The organism is Bacillus sp. 11B20 (genome assembly GCF_056098985.1).
The window spans coordinates 672,660-697,116 of record NZ_JBLZWZ010000008.1; the positions used below are offsets into that span (position 1 = coordinate 672,660).

The window sequence follows — 24,457 nt, forward strand, 5'->3', positions numbered from 1 at the left end:
TGAATGTGATGTTATTCTGCGTGATCGCTTCCGAAGAAGTTACGGAAAGCTTGTAATGTTGTATCTCGGTTAAGTGCTGCAATTGACGTTGTCAGCGGGATTCCTTTCGGACAAGCCTGCACACAGTTTTGAGAGTTCCCGCAGTTCGCAAGACCGCCGTCACCCATAATTTCTTCTAGACGGTCAGACTTATTCATCGCACCTGTCGGGTGTGCGTTAAATAGACGTACTTGTGAAAGCGGTGCAGGGCCCATAAAGGAAGACTTATCATTCACGTTTGGACAAGCTTCAAGGCAGACACCACATGTCATGCATTTTGAAAGCTCATACGCCCATTGACGTTTTTTCTCAGGCATTCTTGGTCCAGGTCCAAGATCATATGTGCCATCGATCGGCACCCATGCTTTTACTTTTTTCAAGGAGTTGAACATACGGCTTCTATCAACCTGCAAGTCTCTCACGACTGGGAATGTCTTCATCGGCTGAAGACGGATCGGCTGATCTAACTTATCAATCAGGGCTGTACATGACTGGCGCGGTTTTCCATTAATGACCATAGAGCAAGCTCCGCACACCTCTTCAAGACAGTTCATATCCCAGTTGATCGCCGTTGTTTTTTCACCTTGTTTATTGACCGGGTTACGTCTAATTTCCATGAGTGCAGAAATGACGTTCATATTTGGGCGGTAAGGGATTTCGAATTCTTCATCATAAGGCTTTCCATCTGCTGTATCTTGACGCGTGATAATGAATTGAATTGTGTTTTTTTCACTCATCTTATTTCTCCACCTTTTTCTTCGAGTAATCTCGTTTACGAGGTGCAATTAACGATACATCGACGTCCTCATAGTGGAATGCAGGCTTTTGATTTTTCCCTTTGAACGTAGCCATCGTTGTTTTAAGGAATTCTTCATCGTTTCTTTCTGGGAATTCCGGTTTATAGTGTGCGCCTCGGCTTTCATTCCGGTTATATGCCCCGATCGTAATGACTCTTGCCAGCTGAAGCATGTTGTCAAGCTGACGCGTGAAGGCAGCGCCTTGGTTGCTCCATGATGCGGTATCGTTGATGTTGATCTTCTTGTAGCGCTCCATTAGTTCTTCGATCTTCTGATCTGTTTTTAAGAGTTTGTCATTGTAACGAACCACTGTAACGTTATCCGTCATCCATTCTCCAAGCTCTTTATGAAGCACGTATGCATTTTCTGTTCCGTCCATGCTGAGGATGTTGTCCCATTTCTCCTGCTCTTTCTTCACAGCGCTGTCAAATGTTGCAGAAGATAGGTCTTCCGCAGATTTCTCAAGACCGCTAATGTACTTCACTGCATTTGGTCCAGCGACCATTCCGCCGTAAATCGCAGAAAGAAGTGAGTTTGCACCAAGTCTGTTTCCGCCGTGCATCGAGTAATCACATTCTCCGGCAGCGAACAGACCTTTGATATTCGTCATTTGATCATAATCGACCCATAATCCGCCCATTGAGTAATGAACAGCTGGGAAGATTTTCATCGGAAGCTTACGCGGGTCATCACCCATGAATTTTTCATAGATTTCAATGATTCCGCCAAGCTTAATATCAAGCTCTTTAGGATCTTTATGAGAAAGATCGAGATATACCATGTTCTCTCCGTTGATGCCAAGCTTTTGCTCGACACATACGTCAAAGATTTCACGCGTTGCGATGTCACGCGGTACAAGGTTCCCGTATGCTGGGTATTTTTCTTCAAGGAAGTACCAAGGCTTCCCGTCTTTATATGTCCAAACACGTCCGCCCTCACCACGAGCTGATTCACTCATGAGACGAAGCTTGTCATCTCCTGGAATCGCTGTTGGGTGAATTTGAATGAATTCTCCATTTGCATAATGCGCACCTTGCTGATAAACGATAGATGCAGCAGATCCAGTGTTAATCATGGAGTTCGTTGATTTACCGAACACGATTCCAGGGCCGCCTGTTGCCATGATAACCGCATCTGAACGGAAGGATTGAATTTCCATTGTCGTTAAGTTCTGTGCGACAATCCCGCGGCATACTTCCTCGTCATCTAAAACAGCGCCAAGGAATTCCCAGCCTTCATATTTTGTGACAAGTCCTGCTACTTCATAGCGGCGAACCTGCTCATCCAGTGCGTATAATAGCTGCTGGCCTGTTGTAGCTCCAGCAAACGCTGTACGGTGGTGCTGTGTTCCCCCGAAGCGGCGGAAGTCCAATAATCCCTCTGGTGTTCTATTAAACATAACACCCATACGATCAAGTAAGTGGATAATGGACGGCGCTGCTTCACACATTGCCTTTACTGGCGGCTGGTTGGCTAAGAAATCTCCGCCGTATACCGTGTCATCAAAATGCTCATAAGGTGAATCCCCTTCACCTTTTGTATTGACCGCTCCGTTGATTCCGCCCTGTGCACATACAGAATGCGAACGTTTCACAGGTACGATTGAAAATAGTTGAACAGCTGTTCCCGCTTCTGCTGCTTTAATAGTTGCCATGAGACCAGCTAAGCCGCCTCCGACAACGATGATGCTAGAATTACTCATTGTAGCCCCTCTCCCTCTTCTACTAATCTATTTCCTCTTAAACAAAAGCGAAAATTGCTCTTAGCCCTACATATGAAAGCGCTATAAATATACCTAATGTCACAAATGTGGAGATTCTTTGTGAGCGTGGTGAAACCGTAATTCCCCAGCTGACAGCAAATGACCACAAGCCATTAGCAAAGTGGAAAATAGTAGATAAAACGCCGACAATATAGAAACCTAGCATAAATGGAGAGCTTAAAATATTCGCCATCATGTCGTAGTTGACTTCAGCTCCAAGCTGAGCTTGAATGCGTGTTTCCCATACGTGCCAAGTGATAAAAATCAATGTGATGATACCTGAAATCCTTTGCAGTCTGAACAACCAGTTTCTTAAGTAACTGAAGCGAGACGTGTTGTTTTGTGCCGTAAAGGCTATGTACACCCCATAAACAGCATGATAGATCAGTGGTAAGAAAATCACGAACAGCTCAAGTGCGTACCTGAATGGCAGCTGTTCCATAAAGTGTGCAGCTTTGTTAAACGCCTCTGGTCCATCCGTCGCAAAGTGGTTAATCACTAAGTGCTGTACTAAAAATAGACCGACCGGAATGACGCCAAGCAAAGAATGCAATCTCCGATAAAAAAATTCTTTGTTCCCCGACATTACTTTACCCCCTAGTAAAAAAAGTGCAATTGCTTGAAAATTGTCTTACCCCCGCTTCTTTCAATTGTAAGCACTTTATTCAAATTTATTGACAATTTCATTTTACTCCTATGTCAAAAAAGCGTCAAGAAACCGCGTACATAAATTAAAATTTTCCGAAATTTAAAAGTTTTAAATCAAAATTCGTTTTACTACAATAAGAATTTCTTAGACTTCAGGGAAAACTCTGTCATCATATGCCCACATAAGCTATAATAAATTGTTGAAAGAGGGGAGCCGTACAATGAATAAATTCGAATCTAACTTAGAACAGCTAAAAGAAATTGAAGTCAATGGATTTGCCTACGAGCTGATACGCGAAGTTCTGCTGCCTGATATTCTTGGTCAGGACCATTCATCTATGATGTATTTTGCGGGTAAACTGCTTGCTCGTAAATTTCCTCAAGAGTCATGGGAAAAGATCCCCGAATTTTTCCATGATGCCGGATGGGGGACTCTCACAATGGTCCATTCGAAAAAACAGGAAATTGAGTTTGAGCTCGAAGGTCCACTAGTATCCAATCGACTCACCTATCAAAAGGAGCCATGCTTTCAGATGGAAGCGGGTTTTATTGCTGAACAAATTCAGCTTCTAAATGAGCACGTGGCTGAATCCTATGAACAAGTGAAAAAGCGTGCTGAGAAAGTCATTTTAACCGTTAAATGGGATTTAAGAGACCCTAGCTAATCCTCTTGATAAAAGGGCGCGGACTTCAGGTCACGCCTTTTTTATATGTCTACATCTATCATAGCATACTTAATGAATGGGTTTACGTCCGTTTCAGCCGATTCCATATAGAAAAAAGAGGCGATCCTCTTTCATGAGGTCACCTCTTTACCTTTTTAAGAGTGAGCAGCTGCGCTCACCTTTGATAAATCAAACGCATCATGCAGCGCTTCTACCGCTTTGACCATATCATCACGGCCGACCACCGTTGAGACTTTGATTTCAGACGTACTGACCATTTTCACTTGAATGTCTTTTTGCGCTAACACAGCGAACATTTCAGCAGCTACGCCTGGATTTGAGACCATTCCAGATCCCACAATGGATACTTTCGCTAATTTGCTTTCTGTCTCAATCTGCTCGTAGCCAAGCGCCCCTTTATATTCTTCTAATACTTCAACTGTTTTGGACAAATCATCCGTTTTCACAGAGAAAGAGATCGACGTCTGATTGGTGCTTGTGACAGACTGAATGATGATATCAACATTGATATTCTGTTTCGCAAGCGTCGTAAAAATGGTCGATAATGTTGTGAGACCGCTTGAAAGCCCGCATACTGTCACACGTGTAATCTGATCTTCAAACGCAATGCCTCTGACGACTAAATTTTGTTCCATGGATGATTCCTCCTCAATTAACGTACCCGATTCATTTTCAATACTAGAACGGACTTCTAGCGGGACTTGATAATTTTTAGCAAATTCAACAGCTCTTGGATGAAGGACACCAGCTCCTAAATTAGCCAGCTCAAGCATCTCATCGTATGAAATACCTGCAAGTTTCCGCGCAGATGGTACATAACGCGGATCTGTCGTAAACACACCTGGTACATCTGTGTAAATATCACATTTATCAGCTTTTAGGGCGGCAGCCAGTGCCACAGCAGTCGTATCTGATCCTCCGCGTCCAAGTGTTGTGATATGTAAGTCATCTGCAATTCCTTGGAAGCCTGCCACAACAACGACTTTCCCCTCACTTAATTCCTCTTTTATTCTTGCTTCATCAATGTCCACGATTCTTGCATTTCCGTGTACATGCTCTGTTTTCATACCAGCCTGCCAGCCTGTAAAGGAAATGGCATCATAGCCTCTTGCTTGGAGCGCCATCGCTAATAATGAAATGGTCACCTGTTCACCAGTTGCGAGCAGCATATCCATTTCTCTTTTGCTTGGATCGTCTGTAAGTTCTTTCGCTAGGTCTACTAGAACATCTGTTGATTTACCCATCGCTGATACAACCACAACCACATCATGTCCTGCCTCGCGTTCAGCGATCACTCTCTCTGCGGCATTGCGAATTTTTTCTGTTGACCCAACGGAAGTTCCGCCAAATTTTTGTACAATTAGTCCCATGTCTACCACCCTTTTTCAAAAGTTCACGTGTGAGAGAAGAGGCTGCTTTGGAGACTGTCCGCTCACTGCAAATAAAAAAGCAATGAGAGAACAAATCTCCCATTGCTTTAAAATCATCATTAAACGATGCAAACAATGAGATAGCCCTCCAAGAAATGAATTCTTGACAGCCCTACATTTCTTCAATGTACAGCCAGCGAATAAAATGAGTGGATTTTATTCACTTCGGCGACGCTCCCCTTTCAGCCCCCTTCTTAGATCCCATCGATCTCTGAAGGCCTACTCTTGAAGTTCGCACCTCTATCTTCAACAAACAACACGTTCATTTATTAAATTAGTCACATCTTAACAAACTTTTTAGAAAAGTACAATCTATTTTTTTAATGCCTCCATTAAAAGTTCGGCCGTTTGTTTCGGAATGCCCGCTTCCTGAAATTCTTGGATAGAGGCTTCTTTCATCTTTTTCACAGAGCCAAAATGTTTGAGGAGCTGCTTTTTACGCTTCTCTCCGATACCTGGTACATCGTCTAAAATAGACTGGAATGCATTTTTTCCGCGCAGCTGCCGGTGAAAGCTAATGGCGAACCGGTGCACTTCATCTTGAATGCGCTGCAACAAGTAAAAAGCCTGGCTATTTCGCTCCAGCGCAACAATTTCAAGTGTATCTCCCATCATGAGATTTGAAGTCCGGTGTTTTTCATCTTTTACAAGACCTGCGACTGGGACAGACAGATTCAATTCATTTTCAAGCACATCGATGGCTGCGTTGATCTGTCCTTTTCCTCCGTCAATTAAAATTAAATCTGGCAGCGGCAGTTCATCCTTTAACACGCGGGTATATCGTCTTCTAATGACTTCACGCATGGATGCATAATCATCTGGTCCTGAGACGGTTTTAATTTTGTATTTTCGGTATTCCTTTTTATATGGCTTCCCGTCCTGAAAGACAACCATGGCAGAAACCGGGTCTGCTCCTTGAATATTGGAGTTATCAAACGCCTCAATTCTGTACGGCATATAAATATTAAGCGCATCCCCAAGCTGCTTCACCGCACCAATTGTCCGCTCTTCATCACGCTCAATGAGCGAAAACTTTTCTTTTAAGGCGATTTTGGCATTTTGATGGGCAAGTAAAAGTAAATCCTTTTTCTTTCCTTTTTTCGGCTGGTGAACGTTTGTCTCAAGTAATTGCTCAATCATCTCTTGATCGACACTGTCCGGTACCAAAATTTCCTTCGGCAGAAAATGGTTGTTCTTTTCATAAAATTGCCCCATAAACGTAAGGAACTCTTCCTCAGGGTCCTGATACATAGGGAACAGGCTGACATCACGTTCAATCAATTTCCCCTGTCTGATAAAGAAAACTTGGACACACATCCAGCCTTTATCATAGGCATAGGCAAAGACATCTCGATCTGATAAATCACTCATCGTCATTTTCTGTTTTTCCATCGTTGAGTCGATATAAGCGATTTGGTCTCTCAGTTCTTTTGCCCGTTCAAACTCTAAATTTTCAGCAGCTTCCTGCATCTTTTCGGTCAGTTCTTTTTTGATTTGCTGATGTCCTCCGTTTAGAAACCTTGTGATTTCGTCCACGAGCTGCTTATTCGTTTCCTCGGAAATGTCATACACACATGGTGCAAGACATTGCCCAAGATGATAATAAAGGCAGACACGGTCAGGAAGAGTGGCGCATTTTCTCAGGGGATATAAGCGGTCGAGCAGCTTTTTCGTTTCTCGTGCTGCTTGTACGTTTGGGTATGGACCGAAATATTTCCCTTTGTCCTTTTTTACATTGCGGGTGACGATCAGCTTAGGGTGGCGTTCATTCGTAATTTTTATAAATGGATACGTCTTGTCATCCTTGAGCATGACATTGTATTTTGGGTCATATTTTTTGATTAAATTCAGCTCTAAAATGAGCGCCTCGATATTAGAAGAGGTGACAATGTATTCAAAGTCTTCAATTTCACTGACAAGCCGCTGCGTTTTGGCGTCATGTGATCCAGTGAAATAAGAGCGCACCCTGTTTTTTAAAACCTTTGCCTTTCCCACGTAAATGATCGTATTTTGTCTATCTTTCATTAAGTAACAGCCTGGTTGATCCGGCAGGACTGACAGTTTTTCTTTGATTAGTTTGTTCATATTTTCATCCGTCCTTGTTTTCCTCTTTCACTCCTTCTAGTGTATCACGAACATTTGTTTTATACCATGTTGAAAGAAAAGCGGCTCTCGTCTTTACGAGAACCGCTTCAATGATTATGCCGCTTGGACATAGATCGGTTTATAGATGTTTGTTGACAAGTTCAGCAAGTGCTTCTTTTGGTTTGAAACCAACAGAAGTTTCTACAACTTCACCGTCTTTTAAAACAAGAAGTGTTGGGATACTCATAACGCCGTATTTACCAGCAGTTTCTTGGTTATCGTCTACATCAATTTTTACAATTTTCATTTTGTCGCCCATTTCTTGATCAAGTTCTTCAAGAACTGGAGCAATCATTTTACAAGGTCCACACCATGGTGCCCAAAAGTCTGCAAGAACAACACCTTCTGCAGTTTCTTGTGAAAATGTTGCGTCAGTAGCTTTTACGATTGCCATTATTCATTCCTCCAATGTAAATTATGCTTTTTAGTATAGCATCTACCAATGTGACTTGCGAATGAAATGCTTACGAATCATTTTTTAGGAAATGAATTAAAAAACAAACCGTATAATCGCACCAATAACAACAATCGCACCGATGATCATTAGAATGGTTCTAAGCATATGACATGACACCCTTTCCGCTTCATTTACAATGTATGATGCCCCAACATTCTTCTCACCAAACATCGAAATATGCAATCAAGTGAGGTCGACAGTTATCATGACCACTGACATTGGCGGCAGCTCTACCGTTAATTCCCCGGGATTTACAGTCATTTGCTGAAAGTCTTTTGGCTGAACAGAATGAGGATCATCAAATGTATTATGCGCATTCATGCGATCAGCCGTCAGCACACGTCCAGTGACTTTCGTTTGTACATCAACCCCTTCAATGGCAAGGGATACCTCTTTTTGTTCATGCGGATTCAGGTGACAGTAGCTAATATGCATCTTACTTGATGAACGCGAGGCTGACACACTAACCTGAGGAATTTTTTCACCTCTCCGTTCATACGGCGGTGAAACGAACTCCACTTCAAGCGCTTCTTCCTCTTGATGCACTTGAAACATGTGAAACACATGATACGTAGGCGTCAGAAGCATCTTTTCGTCCTTTGTTAATACCATCGCTTGCAACACATTGACCGTCTGAGCAATATTTGCCATATGAATCCGCTCGCAATGGCGATGAAAAATATGAAAATGGAGGGCGGATACAAGGGCATCTCTTAGTGTGTTTTGCTGATATAAAAACCCAGGATTTGTCCCTGGCTCTGGGTCATACCATGTCCCCCATTCATCAATAATCATCCCAATTCGCTTGTCTGGGTCATAACGATCCATGATTTCTCCATGGTCCTCGACAAGCCGTTCCATCTCATAGGCTTTTTTCAGCGTGATAAACCATTCATCCTCATCAAATTCAGTCGCTGACCCTTTCTTCTCCCATGTACCAGGTACAGTGTAATAATGTAAACTGAGCCCATCCATCCACGGTGCAGCCCGCTCCATCAATACTTTCGTCCAATTCACGTCATTAGAGTTCGCGCCGCAGGCGATTTTATAAATACGCTGCCCGGCGAATTCTCTTACGTACGTTTGATAGCGTTTATATAAATCTGCATAGTATTCAGGCGTCATATTCCCGCCGCAGCCCCAGCTTTCATTGCCTACACCAACATAGGTCAGCTGCCAAGGTTCTTGTTTTCCATTTTGAATGCGCCAGTCGGACATAGGTGTCCCTTTTGGAAATGTCATGTATTCGACCCAATCGGCTAATTCTTGAACAGACCCGCTTCCCACATTGCCACAAATGTATGGCTCACATTCAAGCAGCTCACACAATGCCATAAATTCATGCGTACCAAATGCATTAGATTCAACTGTACCACCCCAATGGGTATTTACCATCGGCTTTCGTTCACTGAGATCACCTACACCATTTGCCCAGTGATACTCGTCTGCGAAACAGCCCCCCGGCCACCTCAGCACCGGAATATGTAATGCTTGAAGCGCCTTCAGCACATCGGTACGAATCCCGTCAATATGGTCAATCTCTGAGTCTTTTCCTACCCAAATCCCGTCATAAATCCCTCTTCCTAAATGCTCCTGAAAGTGCCCATAAATGTGTTTAGAAATGCGTCCGATCACGTCATTGACTTTTACTGTCCCCTTCACTTGTCAACCGCTCCTTTTCTTCTTGATTACATACAAAAAAACCCAGAATACCTAGGCATTCTGAGTGTATGAGCGTTACGAGTGGATATTCATCTTTTTTAACTCTTCATTTAAAAGCGGTACCACTTCAAACAAGTCACCGACGATTCCGTAATCGGCGATTTTGAAGATTTCTGCTTCTGTGTCTTTGTTGATCGCTACAATGACTTTACTGTTAGACATTCCCGCTAAATGCTGAATCGCTCCTGATATCCCGCATGCAATATAAAGATCGGGTGTGACGACTTTTCCCGTTTGACCAATTTGCAGGGCATAATCACAATAGTCAGCGTCACAAGCTCCGCGCGAGGCTCCGACTGCTGCCCCGAGCGTCTCAGCGAGTTCATTCAGCGGTTCAAAGCCTTCCTTGCTCTTAACCCCGCGCCCTCCGGCAACAATGACCTTTGCTTCCGATAAATCTACACCTTCTGACGTTTTTTTAATGACTTCCTTCACGATCGTCCGAAGGTTCTGAATATCGACAGAAACCGGTGTGACTTCTCCGCCTCGTGACGCATCCCGCTCAAATGGCGCCACGTTGTTTGGCCGGATGGTCGCTAGAAGCAGGCGGTCTGTGGAAATGACTTTTTCGAAGGCTTTTCCAGAGTAAATCGGTCTAGTGAAAACAAGATGTTCGCCGGTAACGCTTACATCGATCGCATCTGAAATCAAGCCAGTCTGGAGACGTGCGGCTATTTTCGGCGACAAGTCTTTTCCGATAGACGTATGGCCAAAAAGCACAGCATCTGGATCGACCTGATCTAATATGGCTTGAAGCGCCTGCGCAAAACCATCTGACGTATAATATGAAAGGTGCGGATGCTCCACAATCATGACATGATCCGCTCCATAGTAAAGCAGTTCATCCGCTAGGCCTTTGACGTCATCCCCTATTAACACGCCAATGACCTCACCACCATCTGCCACTTTGTGAGCGGCAGCAATGGCTTCAAATGTCACATTTCTTAATTTACCGTCACGACTTTCTCCAAGTACAACAACTTTTTTACTCATCTTCAAGCTCCCCCTTGTTCTCGTGATATCGTAAAGTGGATGTTTAGATGACTTTTGCTTCATTTCTGAGTAGATCTGTCAGTTCTTTGACTTGATCCTGAAGCTCGCCGCTCAGCACCTTGCCACCCTCTTTTTTCTCCGGTAAGTAACGTTCAATTGTTTTGATTTTATATGGTACATCGTCTTCGTCCAGATCTAAATCATCAAGTTCCAATTCTTCTAAAGGCTTTTTCTTTGCCTTCATAATGCCTGGTAAGGATGGATAGCGAGGCTCATTGAGTCCTTGCTGAGCTGTGACGACTAGCGGGAGTTCGGTAGAAATGACTTCCACATCACCCTCTGCATCTCGTTCAATCGATGCAGAGCCACCGTCAATTTGAATACTTGTTATCGTTGTCACATATGAAAAGCCGAGTAATTCAGCAAGACGCGGAGCTACCTGTCCAGAGCCGCCGTCAATTGCTACATTCCCTGCTAAGATCAAGGAAGCTTCTTTGTCTTTTAAATAGTGATAAAGAATGGTAGAAGCTGAATATTGGTCCCACTCTTCTAAATCATCTTCCACGTTTAATAAGACGGCCCTGTCACAGCCCATTGCAAGCGCTGTTCTCAGCTGTTTCTCCGCATCTTCACCGCCAACTGTCACAACGGTCACTTCTCCCCCGTGCTCATCACGAAGCTGAATGGCTTCTTCAATGGCATACTCGTCATAAGGATTAATAATGAACTCTGCTCCATCTTCTTGAATTGCACCAGACTGAATAGAAATTTTCTCTTCCGTGTCAAACGTACGCTTCATCAAAACAAATATATTCATTTATTTCTCCCCCTTGTGTCGTACTTATCCCTTATTCCCCTTTAAAATTCGGTTTGCGCTTTTCGATAAAGGCCTGGATGCCTTCTTTGGCGTCATTTGATTGGAAAACCTCACCAAACTTTTTGGCTTCCAGCTTCATTCCGCCGTCATACGAATACAGTTTTGTTGCGTTCAATAAATCAAGCACATATTCAAGTGATTTTGGGCTTTTCGCTGCAAATTTCCCCGCAAGTGTTTTGGCCGCTGTGAGCGCTTCTTCCTCTGTTTCTGCCAGCTTTGTAACAAGTCCGCAGGCAAATGCTTCTTCACCTGTAATCGGTTCAGCTGTTCCCATCATTTCAAGCGCTTTAGCAGAACCAACGTAGCGCGGGAGGCGCTGCGTGCCGCCGAATCCTGGAATAATGCCGAGGTTTAGTTCTGGAAGTCCAAGCTTCGCATCTTTTGTTGCGATTCGGATATCACAAGACATGGCAAGCTCAAGGCCTCCGCCTAATGCTGCCCCGTGAATCGAGGCAATGACTGGTTTTGGACATTGTTCAATCCGTTCAAAAACTTGCTGTCCTCTATCTGCGAGGCTTGCATAATCAGACTCTTCCTGTAAAGTGGTAAATTCTTTAATATCAGCACCTGCTGAGAAGAACCTGCCTTCTCCGTGAATCACAATCGCTCTTACTTCTTCATTCTGTTCGAGCTCATCGAACATGTCATTAAGCTCAGTGAGCAACTGAGAGGATAAGGCATTTGCAGGTGGGTTCTGAATTGTGATGAGCGCTGTCTGTCCTTCATGATGTAAGCTGAGTATCTTTTCCATGTCAATCATCCTTTTTCACATTGTCTTTAGGATTGATGTATTCCGCTTAACAGCAGATCATGTACATTTTCTGCGAGTGCAGGCAGATCATACTTTTGATCATTCATGACCCATGTTGTTGCGGTTTCATCAATCGTCCCAAATACCATTTGTCTCGCTAAGCGGACATCTAAATTTTGTCTGAATTCTCCTGTTTTCTTTCCTTCTGTTAAAATTGACTCGAGCATATTTAAATACCCTTTTAGCACTTCATTGATTTTTTGCCGCAGCTCAAGGTTTGACTGCCTGAGTTCAAGCTGTGTCACAAGAGCCAAATGATGATTTTGCGCCAGCATGCGAAAATGCTCCTCAATCAACAGTAGAAGCTTTTCTTTGGCAGACGGCTTCTTTTGAATATCTGTTTCCATCCGTTCGATGAATTGTCCCATTTTTTCTTTGAACAATGAGATGAGAATATCCTCTTTGTTTTTGAAATAAAGATAAATGGTTCCGTCTGCGACCCCTGCTTGTTTCGCAATCTTTGAAACTTGTGATTGATGATAGCCATTCTCTGCAATCACCACAACTGCTGCATCAATAATTTGCATGTACTTCGGTCTTTTCTGCTTCAATGTGCTTCGTCCCTTTCTAAATTGAATGAGCATTCATTCATAACTTTATGTTAAAAAGAAACGGGTGATTTGTCAAGAGATCTTCTTCTTTCTTTTCAACCTTTATCATACCAGAGCAGACTGTCATCATTCAAATCATCCGGCCTCTCGACCGGATGATAAAGGTCGTTATTTCTTTAATTGATCAACAGGTGTTTCAGATGAAGCATGCTTTCTTTTTTCTTCTTCAATTAAAACTCTGCGCAAAATTTTTCCGACAGCCGTTTTAGGCAGTGACTCTTTAAATTCATACACGCGCGGTACTTTAAATGAAGCAATTCTCGTTCTCACAAAGCGATCGAGTTCATCCTCTGTTAAATAAGCATCCTTTTTCGGCACAACAAATGCTTTTACTGTTTCTCCTCTATAAGGGTCTGGTATACCTGCGACAACAACTTCTTGTACAAGCTCATGCTCATAAAGGGCTTCTTCGACCTCTCTTGGGTAAATATTATAACCGCTCGCAATAATGACATCCTTTTTCCGGTCAACGATATAGAAAAAACCGTCTTCATCCATATACCCAATATCTCCGGTGAAAAGCCATCCATCCCTTAATACAGCTGCTGTCTCCTCTGGCTGATTCCAGTATCCTTTCATAACCTGCGGTCCTTTGACGATAATTTCTCCGTGCTCATATGGCTCTTTGAGGCCACCCGTTTCCTCGCAATAAATACCTGCGTCTGTTCCAGGCCACGGACAGCCAATGCTGCCTGTTTTGTTCGCTCCCCATAAAAAGTTAGAATGGGTCACTGGTGAGGTTTCAGAAAGACCATATCCCTCTACTAAACGCCCTCCTGTCAATTTCTCGAAGTTCTGTTTGACTTCAACAGGAAGAGCCGCCGAGCCGCTTAAACATGCAGTAATGGACGACAGGTCATACTTTTCAATGTTCGGATGATGCAGCAAGGCGATATACATGGTTGGTGCACCTGGAAAGAGTGTCGGTTTCTGTTTTTCAATCGTTTTGAGGGTATCAGCTGCGTCAAATCGAGGAAGGAGAATCATTGAATGCCCTTCTTTGACAGCAAGATTTAATACGGTCGTCATTCCGTATACATGAAAAAACGGAATAATGCCGAGGATTCGTTCTTTTCCTCTTGTCGTTTTATACATCCAAGAAGCGCACATTTCAGTGTTCGCTAAAATATTTTCATGCGTAAGCATGACCCCTTTTGGTAAACCGGTCGTTCCACCTGTATATTGCAAAACAGCGACATCCTCTTTCGGTTCAAAGGCAAGCTGCGGGATTTGTTCTCCTGATGATTCTTTCATGATTTGTGAGAAGTGATGAATGGTATCACTTTTCTCGACTTGGATGACCATTTTATTTTTTCTTTTTTGAACGATAGGAAACAGAATGTTTTTTGGAAATGGTAAATAATCCTGTAGTTTGGTGATGATCAAGTGTTCCATACTTGTCAGCGCTTTCATTTTATAGGCCTTTGGATACAATAAATCCAATGTAATCAGCACTTTGGAGCCGCTGTCCTCCATTTGATATGCCAGTTCTTTCTCCGTATAAAGCGGGTTCGTTTGAACAACGATGCCGCCTGCAATTAAAACAGCATAATAAGAAATGACCGATTGAGGACAGTTTGGCAGCATGATCGCTACTCTGTCGCCTTTTTTCACGCCAATCTCCATCAGGTGACCAGCTAGTTTCAATGCGTCTTCTTGGAGCTGCTCATAGGTGATGTTTTTTCCTAGAAAATGAATGGCTGTATGCTCAGGTGCAGCCTCTGCGGAGCTGAATAAGTAAGATTGTAACGTCTCATTTGGGATGGTGAGTTCGTGGGGAATTTGATTCGGGTAATGCAGAAGCCAACGTTTATCTGACTGCATAAAAACCCTCCTTCCTGAACTTTCGTACTATTTTATTATAGCAAACTTTTCCTTAAGGCAGTTTGCTTTTTTCAAATAGAGCTTGGTTCCATGACCTCTTTATTTCTTCGCTGGTGTTTCGATCGATGCTCTTTTTCCTTCATGATGCCACTGTTCATATAATCCACCGATTGCACGGAATGACTCATTTACTCTCTCCACGATCTGTTGATGGATACTCGGATCATTAGGTAAATGCGTCTGGATGTTGTCGACTTGATACTGCCTCATCATGTCGATGTAGACTGTGAGAAAAATCGTGTCTTCTAAAATCCAGTAAATGACTTCATCCGCCTCTTCTGTTCTTTTATGCAGCATTTGGATTCCTCGTTCATATTGAATGAGAATATAGCCGCTCGGATCGATTTGAACATAAGGACTCAAATCATCAAAAAATCCAGTCGTTTGAAATGGGCGTGCAATATACGGTTCATATATGTCTCTTGGCAGGGATGTCATTTGGAGACATGTATCAATGCGCTTTATGATTTCGTCTTTTTGCAGAATTTGCTTCATGTGATTTCGCCGCCTTCGGGTGAGATAAAAGCTGCCAAGGGACCCCTGACAGCTTTCTCACTCTGTCTTCATTTCACAGGAACATGTAAACGGCACCAATGACCGCAAAAGTGCAGGCAACTACGATTAATACTTTTGCTAGCTTTTCCATGTCGTCTCCTTAAATGCCGGCTGCTACTACGTAAGACAGCCCAACTGAAATAATGAGTGAAATAAACCCGACCGCTCTATTATCATTCTCAATCTCTTTGTCTACTTTAAATCGTGGTGTTAAAAATTCAAAAATGAAATAGCTGACAAGCAGCATCACAAAGCCGTATACGCCCCATCCAATCATTTGCAGAAGGGAATTGTGCTGTGCAATAGAATGCTGAAACACATTCGCAATCCCAAATATCTTTCCACCTGTTGCCATGGCAACAGCTAAGTTCCCCCGCTGAATCTCTTCCCAGTTTTTATAGGAGGTGACGAGTTCAAAAATGGTTAGAAATAAGACAAGACATAGAACGGCCACGCTGTAATAGGCGGCAATTTCCACAAGTTCATTTTCCCAAAAGGCTTTCATGCGTTTTCTCCTTTTTACTTTAATTCGACGATGGTAACGCCTGATCCTCCCTCGCCTTGTTCCCCAAAACGAGCATTTTTCACATTTCGGTGCTGTTTCAGTAATTCCTGAACCCCTTTTCTAAGGGCGCCAGTTCCTTTTCCGTGAATGATCGACACACGCGGATAACCAGCTAAGACAGCATCATCTAAATATTTCTCGACTCTGCTTAAGGCATTTTCATAACGCTCTCCCCTTAAGTCGAGCTCAAGCGATACATGATAGTCTTTTCCTTTGACTGCCGTAATGGCTTTCTCCTGCTTAAATTCAGGTGCTGATTTGATAAATTCCATGTCTTTTTCTTTTACTTTCATTTTCAGAATGCCCATTTGGACACTCCATTCTTTGTCACCTGTTTGTTCAAGCAGCGTTCCTTTTTGCCCGAAGGTGAGCACTTTCACTTCGTCGCCTGATTTTAGCTGTCTTGCTGCTTTTTTCACCGGCTCTGGCTTTTTCTTCCGGTCAAACTCAGGCACTGCATCTTCAAGACGCTTTCTCGCATCGATGAGTTCATGCTCTTTGAATGAGCGATGCTCATTTTTTATCGAACGAAGCTCTTGAATGATGTCTTCTGCTTCTTTTGAGGCTTGTTCAATTTTTTCTGCCGCTTTTTGTTCAGCTTCTTCAAGCAGTTTGTCCTTTTGTTCATTCCATTCAAGAATTTGTCTCTGCAATTCTTTATGAAGCTTTTCTGCTTCTTTTCTATAGACTTCTGTCTCATGCAGCTCTTCTTCCGCTTGTTTCTTGCTGTCTTCTAATGAAGCAATCATTTGGTCTACTTCATTATGCTCAGCATGCATATCCGCTTTTGCCCGGTCAATGAGGTGATCTGGCAAACCAAGACGTTTAGAAATTTCAAATGCATTACTTCGTCCAGGTACACCGATGAGCAATCGGTACGTTGGTGATAAGGTTTCAATGTCAAACTCCACGCTCGCATTTGTGACACCTTCTCGGTTATATCCGTAAGCCTTCAGCTCAGGATAGTGAGTTGTTGCGATGACGCGTGCATTTGTTTGATGCACCTCGTCTAAGATACTCATGGCCAGCGCGGCACCTTCAGCAGGGTCTGTTCCTGCCCCTAATTCATCAAATAACACGAGTGAGTTAGATGTCAAATTCTTTAAGATATCCACAATATTGACCATATGAGATGAGAACGTACTCAAGCTTTGCTCAATGGACTGTTCATCTCCAATATCAGCAAAGACTTGGTCGAATACAGCTACTTCCGAGCCTTCTTCAACTGGAATATGAAGGCCTGCCTGCGTCATCAGCGTCAAAAGACCAAGCGTTTTTAAAGTAACGGTCTTACCCCCTGTATTTGGACCAGTAATGACGATGGTTGAAAAATCTTTACCGAGCTCAATGTCGTTTGCCACAACCTGATCACGAGGCAATAAAGGATGTCTTGCCCGTTTTAAATAAATCTCCCCTTGATCGTTCACAGCAGGCTTTGTGGCTTTTTCTGCCTTTGCATACTTGGCTTTAGCAAAAATAAAATCTAGCGTTTGAAGCTCCTTTACATTGTGAAGCAGTTCTTCAATGTGTTCTGACACGCTCGCTGTCAGCATTTGCAGGATCTTTTCGACCTCTTGTTTTTCTTTTAAACGGGTTTGCTGCAAAGTGTTATTTAAATCCACGACCACTTGCGGCTCGATAAAAAGGGTTGCCCCAGATGATGACTGATCGTGAACAATTCCGCCGTAATTCGAGCGGTACTCCTGCTTTACCGGAATCACAAACCGGTCATTACGAATGGTAACAATCGTGTCTGACAGCATTTTTGAAGCAGATTGTGAACGAATCATGGATTCTAATTTATCTCGAACTTTTGATTCTAATGAACGTAATTGCGTACGTATTGTTCGTAGCGCCGGAGTTGCATGATCAAGCACTTCTCCATTATCACCGATACAGCTTTCGATTTCTTTTCTGACTTCGGGCAGTAATATCAGCGTCTCTGCATATGTATGAAGGCGTGGTATATCTACACCATCTTCATACAGGGACGTGAGAAAGTGCTTCATATTTTTCGCAGTGTATAATAGCGCTGCAATTTCCATGAGCTCAGACGGGCTTAATGTACTGCCGATTTCTGCCCGTTTGACCCCGCGTCTAATATCTGTCAGCCCGCCAAATGGCGCAGATCCCTTTAAACGGATGACATCCTGTGCTTCTGCTACCTCTTCCAGCAAATGCTGAATGGTTTCTATATCCGTCAGCGGCGTTAAATCCTGCGCTCTTTCTTTTCCTAATGAGGATGCGGTATAGGACATGACTTTTTCTTTTACTTTATGAAATTCTAATGATGCTAACACTTTTTGTTGCAGCATGGTCCAGCCTCCTAACGACTACCTGTCACGCGTTAAAAACTTTTTGATCTCGTTTAGAGAAAAAGTATTCACGACATTTGCTTTTGGTGTCCAGCCTTTTCTTGCAGCTGTTACACCAACTTCCATATGATCCAGCATGGCGATATTGTGTGCATCTGTATTGATCATGATGTTCACACCTGCTTCGTTTGCTTTCATTAAATGCTCTGTTTTCAAATCAAGTCTTGACGGGTTGCTGTTGAGCTCTAGTGCAGTTCCCGTTTTCTTCGCAAGCTCTATGAGCTGATCTATATTTAAGGCATAGCCGTCTCGTCTGCCGATCAAACGGCCTGTTGGATGTGCAATTAAATCTACATGCTGATTCCGCAGGGCATTTTCAAGGCGCTCCATGATGACTTCCTCCGGCTGAGAAAAGCTAGAATGGATAGACGCAATCACAAAATCCATGTCTGCTAAAAAGTCATCATCATAATCTAATGATCCATCCGGGAGAATATCCATTTCGACCCCTTTGAAAATGTGAAAATGCTCGAATTCTTGATTGAGCTTGTCAATTTCTTTTGCTTGCAGACGTAAACGTTCTTTTGTTAAACCGTTTGCTACTTTTAAATATTGCGAGTGATCTGTAATCGCCATGTATTCATAGCCTTTTGCAATACATGCCTCTGCCATTTCACGAATAGAAAATGCGCCATCACTCCAAGTCGAGTGCATATGAAGGTCGCCTTTAATATCTTTTAGCTCGACAAATTGCATACTTTCTTTATACGTATCAATCTCCACTCCGGTTTCACGAATTTCTGGTGGAATGAGCGGAAGTTGAAAATGCGCATAAAAAGCGGCCTCGTCTTCAAACGTTTTTACTTCTCCAGTTTCAATTGTTTCCACACCATATTCACTAATACGCTCACCGCGTTCCTTCGCCAGCTGACGCATTCGAATATTGTGGTCTTTTGAGCCAGTGAAATGATGCAGCGTTGTTGCAAATTGGTCTGTTGTCACAAGCCGGAAATCTACACTGATCTCAAAATCAAGGGCAAGAATGACAGATACCTTCGTGTCACCGCTTGCGATGACGTCTTTGACATCTTCAAGTGCAACGAGCTGCTCTCTGACTTGTTCAGGATTGTCAGTCGCGATGATATAATCTAAATCTTTGACGGTTTCCCGTGCACGTCTTAAACTGCCAGCTCTTGAAAAACGAAGAATCCCCTTCATCTGTTCAAGCGCATGATCAATCCGCTCTGCCACATCTAATGCAAAGCCAATTGGCAGTCGTTCTGGCTGTTTTCCAGCCTCCTCAAGAGCTGCGAGAATTTTTTCTTCGGTTTTTTTACCGAAGCCTGCAAGCGCTTGTACTTTTTCCGCTTCGCATGCTTCCTTTAACGACTGTGCATCATGGACACCAAGCTCTTGGTAAAGCTTAGCAATCTTCTTCCCGCCAAGTCCTTGCAATTTCAAGAGCGGGACAAGTCCTTCAGGCACTTCCTTTTTTAATTGTTCGAGTGTTTCTGATTGTCCTTTTTCGATATACTCTGTGATCACAGCAAAGGTTCCTTTTCCAATGCCGGGTAATGCTAATAGATCATCTATTTGCGAAAGGCTGCGGTCGTCTTGTTCCAGTGCCGCCGCTGCTTTACGAAAGGCAGAAATTTTAAAAGGATTATCTCCTTTAAGTTCCATATATACTGCAATTGTTTCAAGAAGTTTGATAATATCTTTTTTATTCATCTCTCATCCTCCAGCCGCTTTGGCATCTTCCTATATAAATATACAAACTTTCCCTTCATCCTACAACTTTCTGTCATGGAATGAGAAAAAACTTCTCCAGGAAAGGAGAAGTTTTTAAACTCCATACGTCGACCATAGGTCTTTGACAAGACCGGACAGGTAAGGGGTGTTGTTTACGATCACATCTGCTAACATTGATTTGCTCATCATTGTCTGCAGTGCATCTACTGGTAGTAATGCAGCGACAAACAATAGAATAAACACAAATAAATAGGTTTCAAGAAATCCTAAAACACCGCCAAGCAGTTTGTTCACCTGTTTAATCACAGGTATACTTGCAATGGTTGTGAGCAATCCGCCAATGATGGCGAGCAGGATTTTGGTCAAGATAAACAGAATGATAAACGCAATGGTATTATAATAAGCTGTTTCTAGATTTCCACTAAAGAAAGCGAGCTGCGGTTGACCGCCGCTAAAATTAGGTGCTGGAATCCACGTAAGCTGTGGTGCAAGTGACTGATAAAACATGGAAGCCACTAAGATAGAAACAACAAAGCTGATCAATTTAATAAATTGAAGAATAAACCCGCGTTTTAGACCGACAAGCGTTCCCATAAGAAGCAAAAACAAAATGATGATATCGATCACGGTAATTTCATTCCTTTTCTTTTAGCTGAATCTCTAATTTTTCGTATTGCTCTTTTAATTTCAAGTAGTCGTGGACGACATTGACTGCTGTCAGTACAGCTAATTTGTTTATATCAAGGTATGGATTTTTTTCATTTATTTCTCTCATTTTATCATCAACAATTGACGCAACATGTCGCATATGCATCTTCGTTTCTTGTCCGATGATCGTATAGGACTGTCCGTAAATCTCAACTGTTGTTTTCGTTTTACCGCCGTCAGACAACGTTTCTCCTCCATTCCACGAGAATCCTAGTCTCTATCATAACATGTTTAGACATTGAATGGAAAGACGAGCCCTTCCCTGTTATGGTACACTTTAGAAATCAATGATATCAAGGTAAAAAGGAGTTATCCACTGTGCCCCAATCCGTTTTAAAAGCAACATCAGAAGACCTCAAAAAGATGAAGAGCGCGTATGCGCACCATTTAACAGACACTTTGCCGCCAGGTGCCCTCTTTCAAGCAAAAGTCCCTGGCTGTACGATTACAGCCTATCGATCTGGGAAAGTGCTCTTTCAAGGACAAAGGGCAGAAGCTGAAGCCAGTCAATTCAGCCATTTACAAGCAGCTGATACGAAAAGTCAAAAAGCACCTGCTGTCACAAAATACAGTCCGCCGCCCGGCATTGCTTCCATGTCGGTCATCGGTTCAGATGAAGTAGGTACAGGAGATTATTTCGGACCGATCACAGTCTGTGCGGCCTATGTTGATGCCAGCCAGCTTGCTTTAATGAAAGAGCTTGGCGTAAAAGACTCAAAAGGATTAAAGGACCCGCAAATTATCAACATTGCCAAGGATCTCATCAAAACCATTCCGTTCAGCCTTCTCGTCCTCCGAAATGAAAAGTACAATACGATGCAGGAAAAGGGCATGAGTCAAGGAAAAATGAAGGCACTGCTTCATAATCAAGTCATCACCTCTGTGCTAGAAAAACTGGGCGGACAGCAGCCTGAGGCTATTTTGATTGACCAGTTTGCAGAACCAGGCATTTATTTCAGGCATCTGGCTGGGAAAAAAATCATTCGGGAGCGGACGTATTTTAGTACAAAAGCAGAAGGCATCCATTTGTCAGTCGCTGCGGCTTCCATTATCGCAAGGTACGCCTTTTTAATTGAAATGGACAAATTATCAAAGGCTGCAGGCTTTGACATCCCAAAAGGAGCCGGCCCTCATGTAGACAAGGCCGCCGCCAAGCTCATCAAGCTGCATGGTGAAGATGCTTTACGTCAATTTACAAAGCTGCATTTTGCCAACACACAAAAAGCGAAAAAAATGCTATAAAAAAAGCTAGGGCCCATGAGGCCTTAGCTTTTTTTCTTTAACCGCGTAAGATGGCTTGATACGTATCTTCTAGTGCTTTCAATACTTTTGTATGAACAGCTGTGACTTCTTCCTCAGTCAACGTTTGTTCAGGGTTTAAATATTGAAGAGAGAATGCAACAGATTTTTTGCCTTCTTCCATATGTTCCCCTTCGTACACATCAAATACAGAGAGGTCTGTGAGTAGATGACCACCTGCTTCATAGATGACTCGCTCCAGCTGTCCGCTTGAGATATGCTGATCGACAACAAGTGCGATATCTCTTGTCACAGCAGGGAATCTCGGAATCGCTGTATATTTCATATCCTTCGTTTCAGATGTCATCACATCTGTTAAATCAAACTCGAACACATACGTTTCTTTTAAATCCAATTCTTTTTCAACAACTGGATGCAGTGCGGCAACAAAGCCAATGACTTTACCATTTAAGTGAACATCTGCTGTTCGACCTGGGTGAAGACCCTCACGCTCTGCTTGAACATATGTGATTTGGTCTGACACACCAAGCTTTTCGAACAATCCTTCAGCAATTCCTTTCGCTACATAAAAATCGACGGCTTTTTTCTCACCCTGCCAAAGATTTTTATGCCATAAGCCTGTCAGCGCACCAGCGACATGTTCTTTTTCCACTGGTTTTGCTCCTTCAGCTTCTGCTAAGAAAACAGATCCCGTTTCATAAAATCCAAATGAATCGGCTTGTCTTGCCAAGTTATATGCAACAGAATCAAGTAAGTTTGGCAAAAGGCTTTGTCTCAGCACACTGCGTTCCTCACTCATTGGCAGAGAAAGCCTCGTTTCATAAGCTGGATGAAGGGCAAAAGCTGTGGACTTATGCTGATTCGTCAATGAATACGTAATCGCTTGAGAAAGTCCTGCGCCCTCTAAGAAACGTCTTACCTTTCTGCGCTTCACTTGGTATGGCGTGAGACCGCCAACCGTGCCAGCTGTCGCAGGCAGTGTAGATGGAATATTATCGTAGCCGTATAATCTTGCGACTTCTTCAATGAGGTCTTCTTCAATCGTAATATCCATTCTGCGGGAAGGAACTGTTACGACAAGAACATCATTTGATTCGCCCACCGTGAAGCCTAGTTTGTTGAAAATCTGAACAATATCTTCTTTTGAAATGCTCATTCCAAGCACCTTGTTCACACGCTCAGTTGATACGTGGATGACATTCATACTTGCTTCAAGGTGATTTTCCTCAACTGTACCGCTTAGCACTTCGCCGCCTGCATACATGCTGATCAATTGAGCTGCTCTTTCTGCTGCCGACTTCGTACGCTGCGGATCGAGTCCTTTTTCAAATCGTGTGCTTGATTCACTGCGAAGTCCTAAGTCTCTAGATGCTTGACGGACTGTTTGACCGTTGAAATATGCCGCTTCTAAAAGAATCGTCGTCGTCTCATCACGCACCTCTGATTCAAAGCCGCCCATGACGCCTGCTACCGCGTGCGCTTTCGTTCCATTCGTAATGACAAGATGCTTTGATGACAATGTACGCTCTTGTTCATCGAGTGTTTGAATGATTTCGCTATCAGTTGCTTTACGAACGACCACCTGTTTTGAACCAAAGCGGTCATAATCAAAGGCATGAAGCGGCTGGCCGTATTCAAGCAGTACAAAATTTGTAATATCCACGACATTGTTAATTGGACGAATGCCTGCATTCATCAATCTTGTTTGCATCCAAAGCGGTGCTGGTCCAACCTTTACATTTTTAATGATCTTTGCTGCATAAAGTGGATTCGCTTCTTGATCCTCAATTTTAACAGAAATATAGTCTGCTGCTTTTTCGGAAGAAGTGTCATGTGCTGTATCAGGAAGCTTGATGTCTCTTCCTAAAATGGCCGCAACCTCATAAGCGACACCTAGCATATTCAGGGCATCGGCACGGTTTGGTGTTAAGCCAAGCTCAAGTACTGCATCATCTAATTGAAGTGCTTGAAGGGCATCACCCCCTGGTTTCACGTCATTCGGGAAGACAAAGATGCCTTCTGCATATTCTTTTGGTACGAGCTTGCTTTCTACGCCTAATTCTTGCAGAGAACAAATCATGCCATGAGACTCTTCACCGCGCAGTTTTGCTTTTTTAATTTTAAAGTTGCCAGGAAGGACTGCACCAACTGTTGCGACGGCCACATGCTGTCCTTTCTCCACATTCGGAGCCCCGCAAATAATTTGCACCGGTGCGTCTTCGCCGATATCAACAAGACATTTGTTTAATTTATCCGCATTCGGATGCTGTTCACGTTCAATGACGTGTCCAACGACAACCCCTTTGATGCCTTCACCTTTATATTCAACGGCTTCCACTTCAATTCCGCTTCTTGTGATTTTTTCTGCTAATTCATCTGGCTTGATGCCTTCTAAATCGACATAGTCTTCTAACCATTTATATGAAACAAACATGTTGAT

At 43.1% G+C, this 24,457-nt stretch carries 21 protein-coding genes and 1 riboswitch; of the genes, 2 read left to right on the top strand and 19 right to left on the bottom strand.

From position 1 onward, the window contains the following. Positions 1-11 precede the first annotated feature (11 nt). From sdhB to ACN6NB_RS12870, 3 genes are read right to left on the bottom strand one after another with little or no spacing between them, the layout of a single operon-like run. Positions 12-776, bottom strand: coding sequence for a succinate dehydrogenase iron-sulfur subunit (gene sdhB / locus ACN6NB_RS12860; RefSeq protein ID WP_034279749.1), 765 nt, complete (start codon positions 774-776; stop codon positions 12-14). 1 nt (position 777) lies between these two features. Further along, entirely contained in the window at positions 778-2,538 is a 1,761-nt protein-coding gene (sdhA, locus tag ACN6NB_RS12865; protein ID WP_039180483.1) for a succinate dehydrogenase flavoprotein subunit, read from the bottom strand. Positions 2,539-2,575: 37 nt separating this feature from the next. Beyond that, positions 2,576-3,184: a succinate dehydrogenase cytochrome b558 subunit gene (locus ACN6NB_RS12870; protein WP_073978761.1), complete on the bottom strand. Its 609-nt coding sequence runs from the start codon at positions 3,182-3,184 to the stop codon at positions 2,576-2,578. A 283-nt stretch (positions 3,185-3,467) separates the two neighbouring features. On the opposite strand from ACN6NB_RS12870, the gene ACN6NB_RS12875 reads away from it, so the two are divergent. Then, entirely contained in the window at positions 3,468-3,911 is a 444-nt protein-coding gene (locus tag ACN6NB_RS12875; protein WP_024423214.1) for a YslB family protein, read from the top strand. Between the two features lie 155 nt (positions 3,912-4,066). Here the strand turns inward: ACN6NB_RS12875 and ACN6NB_RS12880 are convergent, their stop codons facing one another. The 15 genes from ACN6NB_RS12880 to zapA all read right to left on the bottom strand — a co-directional run bounded on the left by ACN6NB_RS12880 (position 4,067) and on the right by zapA (position 20,941). Further along, complete coding sequence (locus ACN6NB_RS12880; protein ID WP_390274771.1) at positions 4,067-5,302, bottom strand: aspartate kinase; 1,236 nt, start codon at positions 5,300-5,302, stop codon at positions 4,067-4,069. Between the two features lie 133 nt (positions 5,303-5,435). Next, a riboswitch (Lysine riboswitch) is annotated at positions 5,436-5,613 on the bottom strand. A gap of 61 nt (positions 5,614-5,674) precedes the next feature. Beyond that, positions 5,675-7,447, bottom strand: coding sequence for an excinuclease ABC subunit UvrC (gene uvrC / locus ACN6NB_RS12885; RefSeq protein WP_474253376.1), 1,773 nt, complete (start codon positions 7,445-7,447; stop codon positions 5,675-5,677). 139 nt (positions 7,448-7,586) lie between these two features. Continuing rightward, a complete protein-coding gene (gene trxA / locus ACN6NB_RS12890) occupies positions 7,587-7,901 on the bottom strand; it encodes a thioredoxin (RefSeq protein ID WP_007501629.1) in 315 nt (104 codons plus the stop codon). 246 nt (positions 7,902-8,147) lie between these two features. Continuing rightward, positions 8,148-9,626: an alpha-N-arabinofuranosidase gene (locus ACN6NB_RS12895; RefSeq protein ID WP_268464408.1), complete on the bottom strand. Its 1,479-nt coding sequence runs from the start codon at positions 9,624-9,626 to the stop codon at positions 8,148-8,150. A gap of 75 nt (positions 9,627-9,701) precedes the next feature. Continuing rightward, positions 9,702-10,679, bottom strand: coding sequence for an electron transfer flavoprotein subunit alpha/FixB family protein (locus ACN6NB_RS12900; RefSeq protein WP_474253377.1), 978 nt, complete (start codon positions 10,677-10,679; stop codon positions 9,702-9,704). A gap of 43 nt (positions 10,680-10,722) precedes the next feature. Then, positions 10,723-11,496 (bottom strand): electron transfer flavoprotein subunit beta/FixA family protein, encoded by a 774-nt coding sequence (locus ACN6NB_RS12905; protein ID WP_064497843.1) that lies wholly within the window; start codon positions 11,494-11,496, stop codon positions 10,723-10,725. A 31-nt stretch (positions 11,497-11,527) separates the two neighbouring features. Then, positions 11,528-12,307, bottom strand: coding sequence for an enoyl-CoA hydratase (locus ACN6NB_RS12910; RefSeq protein WP_024423220.1), 780 nt, complete (start codon positions 12,305-12,307; stop codon positions 11,528-11,530). A gap of 26 nt (positions 12,308-12,333) precedes the next feature. After that, positions 12,334-12,918, bottom strand: coding sequence for a TetR/AcrR family transcriptional regulator (locus tag ACN6NB_RS12915; protein WP_039180499.1), 585 nt, complete (start codon positions 12,916-12,918; stop codon positions 12,334-12,336). A gap of 168 nt (positions 12,919-13,086) precedes the next feature. Continuing rightward, positions 13,087-14,802 carry an AMP-binding protein gene (locus ACN6NB_RS12920; RefSeq protein WP_327842240.1) on the bottom strand — a complete coding sequence of 572 codons (1,716 nt, stop codon included), beginning with the start codon at positions 14,800-14,802 and terminating at the stop codon, positions 13,087-13,089. A gap of 99 nt (positions 14,803-14,901) precedes the next feature. Continuing rightward, a complete protein-coding gene (locus ACN6NB_RS12925; RefSeq protein WP_144490390.1) occupies positions 14,902-15,357 on the bottom strand; it encodes an Imm63 family immunity protein in 456 nt (151 codons plus the stop codon). 160 nt (positions 15,358-15,517) lie between these two features. Next, on the bottom strand, positions 15,518-15,922 hold the full coding sequence (locus ACN6NB_RS12930; RefSeq protein ID WP_008345990.1) for a DUF350 domain-containing protein: 405 nt from the start codon (positions 15,920-15,922) through the stop codon (positions 15,518-15,520). Between the two features lie 14 nt (positions 15,923-15,936). After that, a complete protein-coding gene (locus tag ACN6NB_RS12935; protein ID WP_144491460.1) occupies positions 15,937-18,294 on the bottom strand; it encodes an endonuclease MutS2 in 2,358 nt (785 codons plus the stop codon). Between the two features lie 21 nt (positions 18,295-18,315). Beyond that, the gene (gene polX, locus ACN6NB_RS12940; protein WP_474253378.1) at positions 18,316-20,028 is read right to left on the bottom strand and encodes a DNA polymerase/3'-5' exonuclease PolX; all 1,713 of its coding nucleotides are present in this window, start codon (positions 20,026-20,028) and stop codon (positions 18,316-18,318) included. A 114-nt stretch (positions 20,029-20,142) separates the two neighbouring features. Then, positions 20,143-20,676 carry a CvpA family protein gene (locus ACN6NB_RS12945; RefSeq protein ID WP_024423226.1) on the bottom strand — a complete coding sequence of 178 codons (534 nt, stop codon included), beginning with the start codon at positions 20,674-20,676 and terminating at the stop codon, positions 20,143-20,145. A 7-nt stretch (positions 20,677-20,683) separates the two neighbouring features. After that, positions 20,684-20,941, bottom strand: a complete 258-nt coding sequence (gene zapA / locus ACN6NB_RS12950) for a cell division protein ZapA (protein WP_012010831.1) — start codon at positions 20,939-20,941, stop codon at positions 20,684-20,686. Between the two features lie 134 nt (positions 20,942-21,075). Between zapA and rnhC the strand changes: the two genes are divergently transcribed. Further along, the gene (gene rnhC / locus ACN6NB_RS12955) at positions 21,076-21,999 is read left to right on the top strand and encodes a ribonuclease HIII (protein WP_041115042.1); all 924 of its coding nucleotides are present in this window, start codon (positions 21,076-21,078) and stop codon (positions 21,997-21,999) included. Positions 22,000-22,036: 37 nt separating this feature from the next. On the opposite strand, the gene pheT is transcribed toward rnhC, so the two are convergent. Further along, entirely contained in the window at positions 22,037-24,451 is a 2,415-nt protein-coding gene (pheT, locus tag ACN6NB_RS12960) for a phenylalanine--tRNA ligase subunit beta (RefSeq protein ID WP_474253379.1), read from the bottom strand. Between the last annotated feature and the right edge of the window lie 6 nt (positions 24,452-24,457).

Excerpts from the sequence above, each read along its gene's own strand:
- sdhB (WP_034279749.1), bottom strand. The coding sequence starts at position 776 with ATGAGTGAAAAAAACACAATTCAATTCATTATCACGCGTCAAGATACA.
- sdhA (WP_039180483.1), bottom strand. The coding sequence starts at position 2,538 with ATGAGTAATTCTAGCATCATCGTTGTCGGAGGCGGCTTAGCTGGTCTC.
- ACN6NB_RS12870 (WP_073978761.1), bottom strand. The coding sequence starts at position 3,184 with ATGTCGGGGAACAAAGAATTTTTTTATCGGAGATTGCATTCTTTGCTT.
- ACN6NB_RS12875 (WP_024423214.1), top strand. The coding sequence starts at position 3,468 with ATGAATAAATTCGAATCTAACTTAGAACAGCTAAAAGAAATTGAAGTC.
- ACN6NB_RS12880 (WP_390274771.1), bottom strand. The coding sequence starts at position 5,302 with ATGGGACTAATTGTACAAAAATTTGGCGGAACTTCCGTTGGGTCAACA.
- uvrC (WP_474253376.1), bottom strand. The coding sequence starts at position 7,447 with ATGAACAAACTAATCAAAGAAAAACTGTCAGTCCTGCCGGATCAACCA.
- trxA (WP_007501629.1), bottom strand. The coding sequence starts at position 7,901 with ATGGCAATCGTAAAAGCTACTGACGCAACATTTTCACAAGAAACTGCA.
- ACN6NB_RS12900 (WP_474253377.1), bottom strand. The coding sequence starts at position 10,679 with ATGAGTAAAAAAGTTGTTGTACTTGGAGAAAGTCGTGACGGTAAATTA.
- ACN6NB_RS12905 (WP_064497843.1), bottom strand. The coding sequence starts at position 11,496 with ATGAATATATTTGTTTTGATGAAGCGTACGTTTGACACGGAAGAGAAA.
- ACN6NB_RS12910 (WP_024423220.1), bottom strand. The coding sequence starts at position 12,307 with ATGGAAAAGATACTCAGCTTACATCATGAAGGACAGACAGCGCTCATC.
- ACN6NB_RS12920 (WP_327842240.1), bottom strand. The coding sequence starts at position 14,802 with ATGCAGTCAGATAAACGTTGGCTTCTGCATTACCCGAATCAAATTCCC.
- ACN6NB_RS12925 (WP_144490390.1), bottom strand. The coding sequence starts at position 15,357 with ATGAAGCAAATTCTGCAAAAAGACGAAATCATAAAGCGCATTGATACA.
- ACN6NB_RS12930 (WP_008345990.1), bottom strand. The coding sequence starts at position 15,922 with ATGAAAGCCTTTTGGGAAAATGAACTTGTGGAAATTGCCGCCTATTAC.
- polX (WP_474253378.1), bottom strand. The coding sequence starts at position 20,028 with ATGAATAAAAAAGATATTATCAAACTTCTTGAAACAATTGCAGTATAT.
- pheT (WP_474253379.1), bottom strand. The coding sequence starts at position 24,451 with ATGTTTGTTTCATATAAATGGTTAGAAGACTATGTCGATTTAGAAGGC.